We start from the raw sequence: 17,382 nt of genomic DNA, 5'->3' as shown, positions 1-17,382 counted from the left end.
ATAGATAATAAAAATACCAACCAGATAGCATAGGAGAATATGTATGTTTAAACCAAAATACAAGCAAATTATCGATGATATCATGACACAAATAAATAAGGGAACGTTGGAACCAGGCATGAAATTACCTTCACAAAGACAAATGGTACAACATTATAATGTTAACCGTTCAACTGTTATACAGGCATTAGATATTCTTCAAAGCTATGGTGTTTTAGAGGCCAAAGAACGAAGCGGTTTGTTTCTTTCTGACAACAAACTCAATACATATATCAATAATAATATAAATTGGCATAAGTATATTAGTAGTAGCACCACTAAAAATAATCAGTATTTCATACAAAAAATAAATGAATTAGAATTTAAGCCAAATATAATTCGCTTAGGTACCGGAGAGTTAGCACCAAATCTAATACCCAATGACAAATTCCAGGATATCCTCTCTTCCAACCAAACTACCAATTTGCTCAACACTAATTATGAACCTCCATTAGGAAATTTAAATCTTAGAACAGCGATAGTTAATCATGTTAAGAAACTTGGTATCATATGCACAACAGACAACGTTTGTATTACCTCTGGTGCATTACAAGGTTTAAAATTAATTGCCGATGGGTTATTGATTCCTCAATCTAAAATTATTGTAGAAACCCCATCTTATATTAACTCTATACACACTTGGCATAATAATAGAGCAGATATCAAATACCTGCCCATAACTGAAATAAAGAAAAATATTAACAATATATTTAAAGCGCAATCCGAATATCACAACAGTATTTTTTACTGTATTCCTAATTTACATAACCCCACTCAACATTCATACACATTAGAGCAAAAGCAAAAGCTAATCGCTCAATGTAAACAAACTGGTATCCCAATTGTAGAAGATGATGTATATGGTGATTTATATTTTGAAGATTCCCGCCCTATACCATTAAAATCTTTAGAGGATAACGATAATATTTTATATTTAAGTAGCCTCTCCAAAACCGTAAGCCCTGGCTTAAGAATAGGTTGGATTATTGGTAAAGCTTCGGTTGTCTCCCATTTAGCCGATTTAAAAATGCAAAATGACTATGGTGCAAGTTCTCTGTCGCAATTCGTTGCTACTGAATGGCTAAACAATCCAAAGTACCACGACCATCATATTCAGACCTTAAAGCAAGCGCTAATAGCTAAGCGAGATGCTTTTTTGACATCGCTCACAACTTACTTTAATCAAATCGGCACATGGCAAATACCACAAGGTTCATTTTATATTTGGTGTAAACTCAACGTTGCAATTGATATGAAATCGTTATTTGATGAAGCAATAAAACATAATCTACTTATTAATCCCGGAGAGATATATGATACACAATCATCAAACTATATCCGTTTTTCCTATGCTTACATTAATATAGAGGACATAGATCATGCTTTATATACACTAAGTAAACTTATAAAATCACAATCTTAGCTACTGAAATAAAAAATAGGATACAAAAATCCATGACTTTATGGATTTTTGTATCCTATTACAGCGTCTTGCTATTTTACATATCTAGTTAAATCTTTATAATACCTTACACATTTTTTTAGGGAATGCTGTTTACTAAGGTCAGGATAATCAAAATAATCGTAAACGGTCATGCCAATCTTTTCCATGACTTTACGTGAAGGTTCATTGTTTTCTGATGTAAAGGCATATATTTCATTCACACCTTTTTCTCTAGCATAATTCAAGACTGCTTCAGCACCTTCTGTAGCAAATCCATTGCCCCAAACTTCAGGAATTAAACGCCAGCCAATTTCATTAAAAGGTAGTTCTTCAAATGAATATTTACTCTCTTTACTCACATAATTCAAACCAATGAACCCTAACCAACCATTGGTTTCTTTCAATTCAACAGCAAACAAACCAATACCGTGAGCCTTTATATTTTCATTCATTTTATTCATATCGTGTTCTGAACGTCGATAACTTAATAAGCTTGGAAAGTATCTTCTAACTTGTGGATTGGCATTCATTTGCTGGAATAATAGTAAATCTTCCTCTTGCCAGTCTCGTAACCTTAAACGTTCAGTTTCAATATAAACTGTCATAGCGTTACACCTCTAAACTGGTAAAATAAATTTCGATAGAAAAGTAACGCGTTATGAAACTTGTCATACCGCGCCACCCTCTAAATTTTCAAAAGTGATTATGCTTTTGAAATATAACTAATTAATTCAACATTTACCGCTACTTCTTTTAAACGATTACGTTCACTTTTCGGCGCAGTGAATGTTGCATCAATAAAATCATTTTTATGATTTAATCTATAGGTAGCAACAAATGTGTCTGTATCCGACTCAAAATTTGGTAAATGTGCAATCACACGTTTAATTTCACCTGTTGAATCTTTAATTTGTCTACCTGTGATATTTTCAATTTCTCTACCTAATTCTGGCAAAGTGATCGTACGACCTTCTAATAAGTTAAAATCTTTTTCATGCATAATGATTACCTCTCTCCCTATGTAGCATAATTATTTACTTCATCCTATAAAACAACCAACCCTATGAAGTAATATTTTTGAATAGTAATTAACCTTTATACGATTATTATTTTTTATATTTTTACTCTTATATATTTTACACTAAACTACATTATGATTAATGATACCCATTATAGCAATTACTAAAACCATAATACAATAATTTCCGAGGAAATACTGTACTACAATTTGATAATACCATAGAGCACGATAGAGTTATATTATACATATAGAGTAATATAATCACCGTTCATTAATTTCAAATGTAATGTTATAACACGTGCATTATTACATTATGTATCCGCACTAATATCTTTTTCTAGACTTTTTGACTTTTCTTTTAATTTATCATGTTCTTTTTTCAATTTTTCTTGTTGTTTCTTCAAATCTTTATTTTGTTTTTCTAATTTATCTACGTCTTTTTCCAATGCAGCTTTTTCATCACTTTTACCACATGCAGACAATGTAATCGTTGCTGCCAATATGAGTGTTAAACATTTTTTCATGTAGGAACTCCTTCATATTTCATTATAATATATTAATTTTATCATTATTTTTTGTTATCTTCATTAATAGTCTTTAAGTTTTTTGTCATAATTACCTTACTAATATGATAATCACGTTGAAGATTTATATTTTTCATCTGTATATTGTCATAAGCAACAGTACTTTCAATTTGTTGTACACCTAATAAAATTGCCCAGTCTTCTATTGCATCTTTAAATCGTGAAGCAAGTCCTTGTTGACGATATTGTTCATCTACATAAAGCATTTCAATAACGACTTTATCAAGATTTTTTTCATATCGCGCCCAAATAAATCCTTTTAATTGATTCTTTTCGAAATCAGCTAATATGATATCACGCTTATAGTATAAACCACGTTCAATCATTTCTTCACGTAGCGCAATAGATATTGAAGACATATGATAATTTTCATATTGACGTTCAAGTTCACGTTCATGTATTTTAGCTATTTCATATATATAGTCTTTCTGTTGATAAGAAACTTTCTTCATATTTACTCCTTTGAAAAGTAATGTTGATTTATATTGTTATATTCGTCATAATTGTCCTTATTATTATATTTTATAAAAAGGACTGCAAAATTCAAATGAAATCTACTGAAAGATTAACGCGTGAAAACAATGTAAAATCTTTGCGATTGAATAACACCGATAGAGCTATTTTTGAAAAATATATGACTTTCGTTCGTGCAGATTTAAGCGTGAACCCGCATGATTCAGAAAAGATGTTGAATCGCATCTTATATCAATTATTTAGAGCTGAAAAAGAAGGTCAACTTGCAATGGATTTCTTTAATCATAATCCTAAAGCACATGCTAAGGCAGAATTAAAAAAGCTTCCAAATGAGACATTAATAAACATCTTCAAATATATTATGCAACATTTTATATTATTTATAGGTATTTTTTGTTTTTTAAAAGGATTTATCGGCTTCTTTATTGGTGCGAATCGCCTATATTTATACACATTTCCAATCATGATTGTAGTTGGATTTGGAATTATATTTTTATTTATATGGATGTTGTTTAGAACAGTTCAAATGCAATGCTTCACTAAATCACATTGGACTTGGGTTTTAACCTATATCGTCATATTGTTGCTTTTATCTGCAATATTCTACGTGTTTTTTATACCACAATCTATTTTAGCGTTTGGACCTTATTTTATGATTAGCAATTGGACCTTTATAATTTTCTCTTTAATTATATTGCCTATAGCACTATATGTGGATCATCACTATGTAAATAAAAGCACAAATACTTCTCTATAATTAGAAAGGTAAAGCGTTATATTTCAGTTCATAGCATTTATAAAACAGACTTATCTCAATTTACACGCTTAAAAGCACCCATCTACTAAAAATAGATGGGTGCTTTTAATTTTAAATATTAGCATTGATTACTCAAATGACTGATAAAGCAATCATTAAATTCAAATGGTACCATCTCTATGATGGTGCCATACCTTCTTTTCTCTCTACAACAATACTGATGGATAAAAATACAAGACCTATCACTGTCAAAATTGGTGCAATAAGGCTTAATGATGCTAAAGGTAAATTAGTCACAACTACGCCACCTATAAAAGCACCTAAAGCATTACCTAAATTAAAGGCTGATTGATTCAGTGTACTAGCAAGCGTTGGCGCGTCTTTTGAAATAAGCGTACTTTTAAATTGTAACGAAGGGCTCATACTAAATCCTATTAAACCAAAGAAGAAAATCCCCGCAACCATTAGGAAACCGTTCATTTGTATAAAGTATAATAAGATGAAATAAAGAATAAAGACTACAAATATAACTTGTAATGCTTTATTTATATTTTTGTCTGCAAGTTTACCTCCAACAATATTCCCTAAAGTCACACCGACTCCAAAAATAATTAATAGGAAAGAAATTAAATGTTCTTGCACATGTGACACTTCAGTCAATACTGAAGAAATATATGTGAAATATGCAAACACACTGCTAAACCCAAATAATGTAACTGCTAAAGTCAACCACAAGCGTTTTTCTTTTAAAATTTTCAATTCATTAAGTACTGAAGACTTCACAGTGTCACGTTGCATTGGTACAAACACTATGATACCAATTAATGCTAAAGCACCTATAATTGAGATAATTATAAACGTCATAGGCCATCCAAAATTTTGGCCAACTAATGTTCCAAATGGTACGCCAAGAATATTACTTAAGCTTAGTCCCATAAACATTAAAGCCATAGCGCTCGCACGTTTTTCAGGTCTGACCATACTAGCTGCCAAAATTGAACCAATACCAAAGAATGAACCATGCGCTAATGAAGTAACAATACGACTTGTCATCATTAATCCGTAACTGGGACTAAATGAAACTGCTAAGTTTCCTAGTATAAAAATCCCCATCAATGCAAGTAACAAATATTTACGATTCCATTTGATTGTTAACATAACTAAAATTGGACCACCAATAGCTACACCCAATGCATAGCCAGTAATAAGTTGTCCCGCTTGGCTTACTGAAACGTCAAAATCTCGCGCAATGTTCGGTAATAGTCCCATAATAACAAATTCCGACATCCCTATCGCAAACGCTCCAATAGCAAGCATCCATATAGCAACTGGATATTTCATTTTGGCTCCCTCCAATTTCCATTTTTTTCAAACATGGTTGTGATTATACTAAAATTAAGTAAGTGAAAACAAGGGTGTTGCTCAATTTACATCATAAATACGCTTACATTTCATTTGACATTCATCAATTTGTCATTTTTTAAATTATTTGCTATCTATTTACACATTGAAATACATTTTGTAAGAAAAAAAGAGTTAGTTATCATCTAATGGAATGAATAAGTGTCACGTCTCCTAACACCTATATTTCGAAAGATTATAACTAACTCTATAAATTGAATTTTAATTGATCAATAACGCATCTATGAAGAACCAAACAACCATAATAAACATGATAAATGCTTGTGCAGCAGAACTCGCTAAGAAAGCGACAACCGATCCAAAACTTGCTTTCAATGCTTTTGCCAAATTTGGCTCTTGAATCATTTCTACAATTAGTACTGCTACAAAAGGAATAATAATAATCCCAAATGGTGGGAAAACAAAACAACCGATGATCACACCAACTAGTGCGGCATATTCACTCATTTTAGAACCACCAAATTTATTCACGAAGTATTTATTCATTAAGAAATCTGCTACTAAAATAAATACTGTAAACAAAATCATAGAAACATAGAAAACCCATGATAAATGACCATTATGAAAACCGAATTGATAAATTAGAAAACCAATCCATAATACGAGTACAGATGGAATAATAGGTTTAATTAAACCTACAAAGGCTAAAATAAAAGCTACTATAATTAATAACCATAATATAGCTGTCATTTGGACTACACCATACTTTCTTCAGTAAATTTTTGATCTTTTGTGAAATATATTAATATCATTCCTATAAAAATAGCAGCTGAAGATACAAAGAATACATTACCTAAACCAACCCATTGCCCCATAAAACCACCGAGCAAGTTACCACAAAATTGACCAATTACCATTGCATTAGCAAATAGCGTAGATGCGTAGCCTGGGAAGTCGGGAAGAATATCTTGAAAATAGCTGATGCCTAAACCAAGTAATATAGCTAAAAATATAGCTAAAAAGACTTGCCCTACAAACATCATAATTAGACTATCAAAAACACCTATACTAAAATAAAACAACCCACCAAAAAGTCCACCTAATATTAACAAAGTTCTAGTTGTAAGTTTCGCAGATAATACACCTAGCAACACCATAAATGGTACTTCAAGTCCAGCACAAAGACTCGCAAGACCACCTACAAAACCTTCTGGTTCTTTCAAATATTTCGTAACATATAACGGCATATTTAAGGTGTACATCCATTGCCCTATGTGTAATAAAATAAATGCTAAAAATGGTACGAATAACTTTTTATCTCGCAACATATTAGGCGCTGCCTTTTCAATATGAGTAATGTCAGTGACATTCTTTTTATTCGTCTTTATATCTTTAAAGAAGAACACCTGTAATAACAAGGTGAATAAGATGATTGTAATTGTACCACCAAACAAACCTGAATATCCATTCAAACTAAGTAATAGTGTACCGATTAACGGACCAAATAAGAATCCAAAAGAAAACATTGAACGTAGTACTGCATTGGCAAATTTCGCTTTGTCTTTAGAAGCCGAAGCATTAATTGACTCTCTCGCTGATGCATACATTTGAGGCATTGCTGGTGCAAAACACCCTTGGAAAATAGCATATAAAGCTATAAATATCCAAATTTCATGAATATAAAAATATATAGAAAAACTTAGTGCTCCCATAAACAATGCTGCAATAATAATAATTTTCCTATTAATATTATGTGTATCGGAAAACCGTGCAACAATAGTGTTCATAATAAATTGTGTAATAGCCGCTAATCCGAGGAGTAAACCATATTGCGAAGATGTCATGCCTAATTCATTTGTAGCAAATAAGATAAGGAAAGGCACTGTTATTGCAATCCCCATTCCTAAAAGCATCATATTTACAACAAATAATTTATAATTTTTAATATGTAATAACGCTCCAAACATTGAGTCGACCTCTATTCTTATAAATTATGTATTACTTATCATTCATCTTTAAATCACAGTATTTCAAAAATTATATTGTTGTTACTCTTTTGCGACATATTCCATCATTAAATTTATAAATGAATCCACTTGAGGTAACTGCAACATGCTCGAATCATAACTTAAAAAGGTCGAACGAATGAGCGGTTTTTCATCTATATTCACACGTTTGAACTCAAATTGTTCGCGATTAATTCGCTTCATCATAATTTCAGGCAATATCGTAACACCTACACCATTTAACAGCATCTCTTTACATGTCGCTACTTGGTCAACTGTAATCATTGCTCTATAGTCTTGCCCTATTTGGCTACCATACCATTCTTTAATTTGATTGATATAGATGGGATCTGCTTGAAATTCAATAAAAGGCATTTTGTCTACCTCGTCATTACGATCTTTAGGATGAATGAAATAATGTTCATCGTTAAATAAATGTGTGTTACTTAAATTCATAATTTTATTACCACGTATAATAATGACATGATAATCTCTGTGATTTGCTTTAATTTGTTCACTTGAACCTACTTGGACTTGAATTTCTACATTAGGAAATTGTCGCGTATATAAATTTAAAACTTCAGGTAACAATGTCTGTCCAATCAATGAAGAGCAACCTATAGAAATAGTACCATTCACTTCACCAATGTGCGCCTGCATTTTATCTAAAAATAAACGCTCTCTATTTAACATATCTCTCGCATGTTCAATAATCATAGTACCTTCTGTAGTTGTAATCAATTGTTTCTTAGTACGTATAAAAACATCTACCCCAAAAGCATTCTCTATAGCTTTTAAACGTTGAGTGACTGCAGGTTGAGAAATATATAATATTTCTGCTGCTTTTCTTAATGTTTTCGTTTCATCTAAAGTAGTTAACAAGCGATAATCATCAATCTTCATATTATCCCCCTATATTTAAAAGCACCATTCTTTGATTCACATATTGATTTATATTTTTCTTAAAGACTTGACTTATTTCACACAAATGAATCGATATATTTAAATTCAATTATAATGTTCACTATAACACGATTAAGCCCACACATATACCGAGTTTTCATGTGATAACATGACACTATATCATCTTCAACAAATGTTTCAGTTATTGATGTTTTTGTGATTCATTCTGTGATGGTTCTATTGGTTTATGACTACCATCTTGTGATTTATGGTAATTCTCAGATTGTACATGCTTATTTGGTTGTTGGTGTTTGTTTTCAGTGGACTTAGGTTCTTTAGGTCTATGCATTTTAGGTTTATGTTCTTTGTGTTTATGTTCTTTGTGTTTATGCTTTTGCGCTTTATTTTGTTTTTGAGATTTAGCTTTTTGTTTGATTTTATAATAACAATACATAATTTTTTCTTGCATTGTCGGAAAATCCGTATCGATCTTAATCATTAATTGATGTGCGATGACATACGCCTCATGATATTGTTTTTTCGTAATTTGTCCTTGATCTAATGCACGTTGTAAATCGTCTTCATCCACAAGCTCATATTCTCCATTAGGTAAGACAAGCACATCTAAACATAAATCTATTGTTCGCGCATGCCCTTTTTGCGTAACATTCTTAATATTTATGTCAAAGTAGTACTCTAATGGATTCCCTTTATCATCTAGCATCACTGTGATACTATAACGTTTCTTCTCAGGTAAGATTTGTAACCACTGATAATTGTCATCTGCAACGATAATATTCTGACCTACAACATTTACTTCTAATGGTTCGCGTACTTTTTTCATTGTAACTAATCCAATGATACCCTTGTACTTGTTATTATTCACTTTTACTTCTATATACTCTCTATCAATGATGCGACGCCAGTGACGCTTATCGATATATTTTACTTTCACTGCCACCAACTCCTTATCATTATTATATAAAACTGATTTCTGCATGTCATCCCATACTTAATATTAACCAACTCATAATTTTGTGCCGCGAAATTTATTTATTGTTATTGTACTATATTTCATAGTGTAAAAGCGAAATTGACAATCATAGTGAATTCTGTTAAATTTTACATATATTTTTCAGAAAATTCTATAATTAAAGGAGATTTAAACATGTCAGTTATTCAGAGGCCTTTCAGAGCAGATCATGTCGGTAGTTTATTACGACCACAACGCTTAAAAGATGCACGTACAGATTATCAAAATAATGTCATTACTCAAGAGACATTAAGTAAAATCGAGGATGAAGAAATTGAACGTATCATAGAAAAACAATTAGAAATAGGATTACATAGCATTACCGATGGTGAATTTCGTAGAAGCTGGTGGCACTTTGACTTTTTAGAGCATTTAGATGGTGTTGAAGGTTATCAACCTGAACATGGTTTATCATTCGCAGGTGTTGAAACTAGAAGTTACAATGTTAAAGTTATAGATAAAGTTACTTTTAATCCAAACCACCCTCATTTTAATCACTTTTCATTTTTACATAACAAAGTTGATGGACGTGCAACAGCAAAAGTTTCAATTCCAAGTCCTAACCAACTTTTCCACCCTGATATATTAAATGAAACTATCTATCCTGACATAGAAGATTTTGCTACAGATGTTTCTCAAGCTTATAGAGAAAGTTTACTTAAATTTTATGAATTAGGTGCACGCTATATTCAACTCGATGATGTATATTGGGCGAATTTAACTTCTGGTTCTCAAAAGACACGTGGCCGTGATCGCTCTGAAGAAGAAAAAGAAGTTGCTCGTCAACTTGCTTATCGCGTAATCAATGACGCAGTACAAGACTTACCTGAAGACTTACTGATTACAACTCATATTTGTCGCGGTAATTATAAATCTACATGGGCTATCTCAGGTGGTTATGAACCAGTAGCGCCATATTTATTCAAAGAAAACTTGGGCGGCTTTTTCTTAGAATACGATGATGAACGCTCTGGTGATTTCGAGCCCTTACGCTTTTTCCCAAAAAATAAGTCAGCAGCAGTATTAGGTCTATTCACTTCAAAAACAGGTGACTTGGAAGACAAATCAAGTATTTTAAAACGTATTCAAGAAGCACAAAATTATATCGATTTAAACCAAATTTGTTTAAGTCCGCAATGTGGTTTTGCCTCTACTGAAGAAGGAAATAAACTCACTGAAGATGAACAATGGCAAAAATTGGCTTATGTGGTAGAAATAGCAAATGAAGTTTTTGGCACAGCTAAGTAAAAATTAATATATAGCAACAAAAGCGAATGATACCTTCACTCAAATTGTGAAGGTATCATTCGCTTTACTAATACGCTCATTTGTTATTTTTATTGATTGTTTCTAATGACAGAGCATATTTTCTATTAATATCTTTAAGCTCTGGATATTGATTATTCAGCCATTCATTACTATATAATTCAAAGTTTTCAAATTTAAATGCAGGCTGACACATACAACCTACTAATGCGTAACCGTCCGTACCTTCAATTGATGATGCAAAAATCGTCCCTTTCGGAACAACATATTGTAAAACATCGCCACTTTCTAAATCTTTGCCAATAGTGACTTGGTGATACATACCATCTGGGTTTATCATATGAACAGTTAAAGATTGACCAGCGTGATAATACCAAATTTCATCTGCATCGATACGATGAAAATGCGATATATTATCATGTGTTAAAAGGAAATATATACTTGAGTATGATTCACGTCGTAACGTGCTATCATATGCCCCTTTTATCACTTCTCTATAGTAACCGCCTTCAGGATGTGGTAGTAGTTGTAATTGTTTTATCCAATTTTGTATTTCTTGTTTCATCTTATTTTAAATCCACATTATGAAAGACATTTTGAACATCTTCTAAATCTTCTAAAGCATCAACGAGTCCTTCAAATGTTTCTTGATCTTCTTTAGATAATTCTATATCAGATTGTGGTAACATCTCAAATTCAGCTACTTTAAATTCTTCAATCCCAATCTCACGTAAAGCATCTTGAACTTGCGCAAATTGATCTGGTTCTGCATATACAATTGTCAAACCATTGTCATCAACGACATCTCGAACATCAACATCTTTTTCCATCAATGCTTCTAATGTATCATCTCCACTTTTACCTTCAATACCAAATACGGCTGTATGGTCAAACATATAAGCAACAGAACCAGAAACGCCCATATTCCCACCATTTTTACCAAAAGCAGAACGTACATCTGATGCTGTTCTGTTAACATTGTTTGTAAGCGCATCTACAATAATCATTGCGCCATTTGGCCCGAAACCTTCATATCTTAGTTCGTCATAATTTTCTTCTCCCGCGCCTTTTGCTTTTTCAATAGCTCTATCTATAATATGATTAGGAACTGCATATGTTTTAGCGCGTTCCAACGTTAGACGGAGCGCTTGATTAGATTCAGGATCGGGTTCACCTGATTTAGCTGCTACATATATTTCTTTACCGAATTTTGCATAAATTCGACTTGTATTTTTATCTTTTTGGGCCTTTTTTTCTTTAATATTATTCCACTTACGTCCCATAATTTCATCTCGCTTTCTCGATAACTACTAATTTACTAACAAGATATATTATACAATATTTTATTAAGATAACATAGACGGATGCACATATCATTCTTAGACTGAAAATCACATTATATATCATAAATTCTGAAAATAAAGTAGCACGTTTTTGCTAATTTATTTATTATTTTAAATGTTTTATTATTTATCAGAATCGCCCCTGCAATCTATATTTCCTACATTTCAATATCTTCTAACAATGCATTATATTTTTTGATATTTGCTTTATTCATTAAAAGGTATACTTTGCGTTCGTCTTCTGATGAACGCACTTTATTTACTCTACCTTGGTCAATTAATCGTCTAATAGAAGCAAGAACCTTCGTTCGACTTAATTCTAACTCATCTATAACTATTTTTAAGAATGTCTGTAATAACATTTTTTGTTCACTACAATGTTTCTGAATGAGTTCTAATATCGCTATATCATTCATGGTTAATTTATAAGTTGAATCTATATAGTGCATTAAACTATTGTATTTTTTATAGACATTTAAATAGTATGCTTTCTTTTCTTCCTTCACCCTTTATACCTCCAATAAATATGAATTATCCAGCTATAAGATAATCATTATTCTATATATTCTGCTTCATTATCATTTGGCATTCACTCATGTATTGTGTTAAATACTATATCCTATACTTAGATTGGATATCATCCCTATTCCAAATAGAACACTAATATGCATAGTATTATATTCCATTTATGGTGTCAATTTATCGATTGTAATGATAATTTTCATATTTTATGACATTAATTCATATCTGCTAAACTAATCAATCCTTATATTCATACCCTTTAAATGTCATAGTATTATATTTAATTCATAATAATAATTTCCAATAAAAAAACACACTCAAATATACTTAAAGTGTGTTAAAAACTAACTTTTAGGGTTATCTAATATTATGTCTATAACCTATCAAACATAAACATTATGCGTGAAGTTATTTTTTGAAGCGATTTGCTAAGTTTAATACGTACTTTATGATGTGTAATAGGTTTATAAATAAATTAAAGCCCATCTCTCGTGGTGAAAATTGCCCCCGTTTCATACGATTAAAATCATATAATGTGTATAGGAGAAAAAGTAATAATCCGCCTACGGTAATAATTGTATGGAAAATTGGATTTTGGATAAACATCCCTATAAGACTTGCAACAATTAAAGCAATCAATGTTACAAATAAATATTTTCCCATACTAGCAGCATTTCCAATTAAGAAATAGCCAATAATACCAAAAGCTATAAATGCTGCAATAGCTAATATAATATTTTTATAGAATACTTCTGGCCCTAGATTCTGCAAATATATCGTGAAGGTCGCATATGATAATAAACCGACTACTATTGCATATATATGGGAAATCACGAGTCCATATTTACGTGCTCGGTTTGAAATAACCGTAATAAGGACCAATCCGAGTAGTACAAATGATAATGGTTTTCTCCACTCCATTGGTAAGTATTGTCCAAAGTAACAACCTATACCAAAAATAATCCAGTAATATACAAAAAATAGCCAAACTTTACTATATGCATGTGACTTAGACTTACTTTTAGACTGTTGCTGATGTGTGTGTTGTGCTGATTCAGCCAATTCTCCCACTCCTTAATTATCTATCATTACTTTTGTAGCCAATATAACATTTCTGAATCAAAGTTAATATCATTCACTCATTCCATTACTTTAATATTTGTATTTTCACTCATTTCTTATATTGCAAACATCATTTTGAAGTCATCACTTTCAAAATTTAACTATAAGGTACAAAAAAAGGTGCAAAAATAGTCCAAAGAAATATTACAGAATGTTAAAGTGACAGGATTAATTATAGGTATATGATGCTTTTAAAACTGCATTGTGAAGGTATTCAACCAATATATTATGATTTGATTTTAAATGTTAATAATATTACAACTCTATAACATCAAACACAAAGCAATGCTTTTTTGTTAGTATGAAACGTGAATTTAGATTAAAAATCTTAAAAATGTATTTAATTACTTAATCGGGCGTTAAATATAATAGGAATCAGAGGAGGAGTTCTTTTGAAAAAGTTAGCATTTGCAGTCACAGCTGCTTCAGGTGCAGCGGCATTTATCGCTAATCATGAAGCCGATGCTTCAACTCAGCACACGGTAAAATCTGGTGAGTCACTTTGGACTATCTCACAACAATACGGCGTATCCGTAGAAGAGATCAAACAAAATAACAATATCAATAATAATATTGTATTTCCAGGACAAGTTATTGAAATTGGTGGAAGTGCATCACAAGAAGGCTCAAGTTCAAATACTACTTCACAATCATCTGGTGGCACTACACACACGGTTAAGTCTGGAGAATCATTAAATATAATCGCTAATAATTATGGTGTTACTGTAGATGAACTCGTTTCAGCAAATAACTTAAATGGTTATATTATACAACCTAACCAAACACTAACTATTCCTGGTACTACAGGAGCAGGTGGCTCTGGTGGTAACACTACACAAACAAGCAACACAAACACTGCTTCAACAGCTAGTGACCAAAACTTATACGACTGGGGACAGTGTACATGGCACGTATTTAATCGTAGAGCTGAGACTGGCCAACCGATTAGTACATATTGGTGGAACGCTGATCATTGGGCAAACAATGCTGCTGCTGATGGTTATACTGTTAATAATACGCCAAGCGCTGGATCAATCTTACAAACATATTCAGGCGCTGTAGGTCACGTTGCATATGTAGAACAAGTTAATCCTGATGGAAGTATTTTAATTTCAGAAATGAATTACAATACACCTCCAGGTACAGTGGATTATCGTACTATTCCTGCTTCAGAAGTTTCAAGCTATAATTATATACACTAGTTCAAATTAAATCATTTATGGATTATCTCCATACCGACGTAGTTCACCGATAAATTTTCTAATGTGAGTTTAACTCACTTATGAAGATTTATCGGTTTTTTTAATTTACATACATTCAATAAAATTTAAATACTAATTCTATATATAGTAACGATATTTTCATATATTTCTATTATCATAGTTATAATTTGACAATTTCAAATATGATTTTGTATGCATAACCTCTGTGTGACCGTAACAGCAATAATCAAGGCTTATATATACTTTCTGTTGAGGTTAATTCTTTCATTTTATATTCCCTCACAATAACGCTCTACACCTCACTTATAAAAATGGTTTTTATTGCTCATATTGTATGAAATATCATAAAAAATAAGCAATAACCTAAAATGGTTTTTGCTTATTTTTTAATGTAGCTATCATCTCATGTGAAAACTACTATATATTAATACCTATTATTTTAATTGAAGTTTAAAATTAAAGGAAAATATTCATAATATAAAATATAACTGCTGCTAATACTGCCGAAATAGGTAATGTAATTACCCAAGTTATAATCATTCGCTGTGCCGTGTTCCATTTCACACCTTTAATACGGTTAGATGAACCAACACCTAAGATAGATGAAGATACAACATGTGTCGTTGATAGCGGAAAATGTAATGATGATGCTACAAAAATTGTTAATGCAGATGATAAATCTGCTGCAGCTCCATTAGCTGGACGAATTTTCATGATGTTTCCACCAACGGTTTTAATGATTTTCCAACCACCAACTGCAGTACCTAAGCCCATTGCAGTCGCACAAGCAACTTTAACCCATAGTTGTGGTTCTACACTTGAACCTGTTTGCACACCAGCAACGATTAAAGCTAGCGTAATGATTCCCATTGATTTTTGAGCATCGTTGGTACCATGTGAAAATGATTGTAATGATGCTGTGAAAATTTGGAAAAATCTAAAATTACGATTCGCTTTCGTCAAATTAGCGTTTTTAAATACGACTTTTACAATAGAGTAAATAATGAACCCTACACCAAAAGCAATAATTGGTGAAACAAGTAATACGATAATGATTTTTGCAAATCCTTGATAATGTAGTACAGCAAATGAACCTTGTGACGCTATAGCTGCTCCTGCGATTGAACCAATCAACGCATGAGAAGATGAACTTGGTATACCATAAAACCAAGTAAGTAAATTCCATAAAATTGCTGAAATAATTGCAGCTAATACTACAACTAGCCCATTTTCTAATTTAAATGGGTCTACAATATCTTTTGTAATTGTACCTGCAACCCCAGTAAAAGTTAATGCACCAATAAAGTTCATAACTGCTGCTAATAGAATAGCAGTTCTAGGAGTTAAAGCACGCGTTGAAACAGCAGTAGCAACAGCATTGGCTGTATCATGGAAACCATTGATAAAGTCAAATACAAGTGAAAAAATTACGATAGCTACTGTGATGATCAAAATATATTCCATAAGTTAGGACTCCTTAGCTATTTTTCATAATTATAGTTTCAAAGTTATTTGCTACAGCCTGACATTTATCAGCGATTTCTTCCATACTTTCGTATATCTCTTTAATTTTAATAAGTGTGATTGGATCTGTCTCACTACTAAAAATATGTTTGATAGACTGACGTAAAATACCATCACAATTTGTTTCGAATTCTTTAATATTAATTGAATGGATGCGCATGTGTGATAATTTTTTATCAACAAGTAATCCAACAGCTAGCTTCATTTCTGCAATAGCTTTTTGAATGTTGTCGACAAATTCAGCCATATATTCATCTGTGTATTCAATAGAGTACATTTCAAACATTGCTGATGTTTCTTCCATTGCATCTAAAACATCATCAATTGCGTTACATAAAGAGAGGATATCCTCACGTTCAATAGGTGTGATAAAAGTTTGATTTAAATCTGAAATGACTTGATGCATCAATTCGTCACCATGTGATTCATACGTTTTAATGTTATCTGAATATGCTTTAAGATCTAAGTGACTATTAAAATCCATTTTACCAAATTCAATTGCTGCTCGGTCTAAGTTAAAGACCATTTCCTCAAGTTGCACCATGAACTTATCTTTTTTCTTGTTAAACATCCAAAAAATCCTCCATTTACAGCGACTGTTTCCAATCACCTTCAATAAATTTAAAAAATTAAAATCCTTTCAGACAAACTAAGATTGGCAAGATTTACAATTCCCTCATCATTTTATTAATCAATATGTTTGTTTGTTATATGTATATTAATGAGTTTTTGCTCGTATAGTTTTAAAAAATCTCACAA

Annotated in this window: 19 protein-coding genes; 4 read left to right on the top strand and 15 right to left on the bottom strand. The window is 31.6% G+C overall.

What is annotated here, in order from left to right; genetic code table 11:
• The first annotated feature begins 43 nt into the window (after positions 1–43).
• Positions 44–1,462: an aminotransferase-like domain-containing protein gene (locus tag BK821_RS05825; protein WP_071331406.1), complete on the top strand. Its 1,419-nt coding sequence runs from the start codon at positions 44–46 to the stop codon at positions 1,460–1,462.
• 71 nt (positions 1,463–1,533) lie between these two features.
• On the opposite strand, the gene BK821_RS05820 is transcribed toward BK821_RS05825, so the two are convergent.
• The 4 genes from BK821_RS05820 to BK821_RS05805 form a co-directional block, all read right to left on the bottom strand.
• Complete coding sequence (locus tag BK821_RS05820) at positions 1,534–2,088, bottom strand: GNAT family N-acetyltransferase (protein WP_046837133.1); 555 nt, start codon at positions 2,086–2,088, stop codon at positions 1,534–1,536.
• A 98-nt stretch (positions 2,089–2,186) separates the two neighbouring features.
• Positions 2,187–2,483 (bottom strand): hypothetical protein, encoded by a 297-nt coding sequence (locus BK821_RS05815; RefSeq protein WP_046837132.1) that lies wholly within the window; start codon positions 2,481–2,483, stop codon positions 2,187–2,189.
• Between the two features lie 332 nt (positions 2,484–2,815).
• A complete protein-coding gene (locus BK821_RS05810; protein WP_046837131.1) occupies positions 2,816–3,028 on the bottom strand; it encodes an SA0632 family lipoprotein in 213 nt (70 codons plus the stop codon).
• Between the two features lie 44 nt (positions 3,029–3,072).
• Positions 3,073–3,540 (bottom strand): GNAT family N-acetyltransferase, encoded by a 468-nt coding sequence (locus BK821_RS05805; protein WP_046837130.1) that lies wholly within the window; start codon positions 3,538–3,540, stop codon positions 3,073–3,075.
• Between the two features lie 95 nt (positions 3,541–3,635).
• Between BK821_RS05805 and BK821_RS05800 the strand changes: the two genes are divergently transcribed.
• Positions 3,636–4,319 (top strand): DUF1129 family protein, encoded by a 684-nt coding sequence (locus BK821_RS05800; protein WP_046837129.1) that lies wholly within the window; start codon positions 3,636–3,638, stop codon positions 4,317–4,319.
• A 177-nt stretch (positions 4,320–4,496) separates the two neighbouring features.
• On the opposite strand, the gene BK821_RS05795 is transcribed toward BK821_RS05800, so the two are convergent.
• The 5 genes from BK821_RS05795 to BK821_RS05775 all read right to left on the bottom strand — a co-directional run bounded on the left by BK821_RS05795 (position 4,497) and on the right by BK821_RS05775 (position 9,545).
• Complete coding sequence (locus BK821_RS05795; RefSeq protein ID WP_046837128.1) at positions 4,497–5,660, bottom strand: MFS transporter; 1,164 nt, start codon at positions 5,658–5,660, stop codon at positions 4,497–4,499.
• A gap of 282 nt (positions 5,661–5,942) precedes the next feature.
• Positions 5,943–6,431 (bottom strand): DUF456 domain-containing protein, encoded by a 489-nt coding sequence (locus BK821_RS05790; RefSeq protein WP_046837127.1) that lies wholly within the window; start codon positions 6,429–6,431, stop codon positions 5,943–5,945.
• 5 nt (positions 6,432–6,436) lie between these two features.
• Positions 6,437–7,648: a sugar efflux transporter gene (locus BK821_RS05785; RefSeq protein ID WP_046837126.1), complete on the bottom strand. Its 1,212-nt coding sequence runs from the start codon at positions 7,646–7,648 to the stop codon at positions 6,437–6,439.
• Between the two features lie 81 nt (positions 7,649–7,729).
• On the bottom strand, positions 7,730–8,590 hold the full coding sequence (locus tag BK821_RS05780) for a LysR family transcriptional regulator (protein ID WP_046837125.1): 861 nt from the start codon (positions 8,588–8,590) through the stop codon (positions 7,730–7,732).
• Positions 8,591–8,792: 202 nt separating this feature from the next.
• Positions 8,793–9,545, bottom strand: a complete 753-nt coding sequence (locus BK821_RS05775; protein WP_071331405.1) for a ribonuclease FAU-1 family protein — start codon at positions 9,543–9,545, stop codon at positions 8,793–8,795.
• Positions 9,546–9,758: 213 nt separating this feature from the next.
• Between BK821_RS05775 and BK821_RS05770 the strand changes: the two genes are divergently transcribed.
• Complete coding sequence (locus BK821_RS05770) at positions 9,759–10,871, top strand: 5-methyltetrahydropteroyltriglutamate--homocysteine S-methyltransferase (protein ID WP_046837123.1); 1,113 nt, start codon at positions 9,759–9,761, stop codon at positions 10,869–10,871.
• Between the two features lie 76 nt (positions 10,872–10,947).
• Here the strand turns inward: BK821_RS05770 and BK821_RS05765 are convergent, their stop codons facing one another.
• From BK821_RS05765 to BK821_RS05750, 4 genes are all read right to left on the bottom strand, one after another.
• Entirely contained in the window at positions 10,948–11,454 is a 507-nt protein-coding gene (locus tag BK821_RS05765) for a cupin domain-containing protein (protein ID WP_046837122.1), read from the bottom strand.
• A 1-nt stretch (position 11,455) separates the two neighbouring features.
• On the bottom strand, positions 11,456–12,172 hold the full coding sequence (locus BK821_RS05760) for a YebC/PmpR family DNA-binding transcriptional regulator (protein ID WP_046837121.1): 717 nt from the start codon (positions 12,170–12,172) through the stop codon (positions 11,456–11,458).
• Positions 12,173–12,390: 218 nt separating this feature from the next.
• Entirely contained in the window at positions 12,391–12,738 is a 348-nt protein-coding gene (locus tag BK821_RS05755) for a transcriptional regulator, SarA/Rot family (RefSeq protein ID WP_046837120.1), read from the bottom strand.
• 424 nt (positions 12,739–13,162) lie between these two features.
• Positions 13,163–13,816, bottom strand: a complete 654-nt coding sequence (locus BK821_RS05750) for a Bax inhibitor-1/YccA family protein (RefSeq protein WP_071331404.1) — start codon at positions 13,814–13,816, stop codon at positions 13,163–13,165.
• Between the two features lie 452 nt (positions 13,817–14,268).
• Here BK821_RS05750 and BK821_RS05745 point away from each other — a divergent pair, with 452 nt between their 5' ends.
• A complete protein-coding gene (locus tag BK821_RS05745) occupies positions 14,269–15,078 on the top strand; it encodes a LysM peptidoglycan-binding domain-containing protein (RefSeq protein ID WP_046837118.1) in 810 nt (269 codons plus the stop codon).
• A gap of 477 nt (positions 15,079–15,555) precedes the next feature.
• Here BK821_RS05745 and BK821_RS05740 read toward each other — a convergent pair whose 3' ends face one another.
• On the bottom strand, positions 15,556–16,563 hold the full coding sequence (locus tag BK821_RS05740; protein ID WP_046837117.1) for an inorganic phosphate transporter: 1,008 nt from the start codon (positions 16,561–16,563) through the stop codon (positions 15,556–15,558).
• A gap of 13 nt (positions 16,564–16,576) precedes the next feature.
• Positions 16,577–17,194, bottom strand: coding sequence for a DUF47 domain-containing protein (locus tag BK821_RS05735; RefSeq protein WP_046837116.1), 618 nt, complete (start codon positions 17,192–17,194; stop codon positions 16,577–16,579).
• Positions 17,195–17,382 lie beyond the last annotated feature (188 nt).

This window comes from Staphylococcus sp. LCT-H4, assembly GCF_001866145.1.
Classification (GTDB): Bacteria; Bacillota; Bacilli; order Staphylococcales; family Staphylococcaceae; genus Staphylococcus; species Staphylococcus succinus.
The sequence above is the reverse complement of the archived record's forward strand: the minus strand, read 5'-3'. Positions and strand labels throughout refer to the sequence as shown.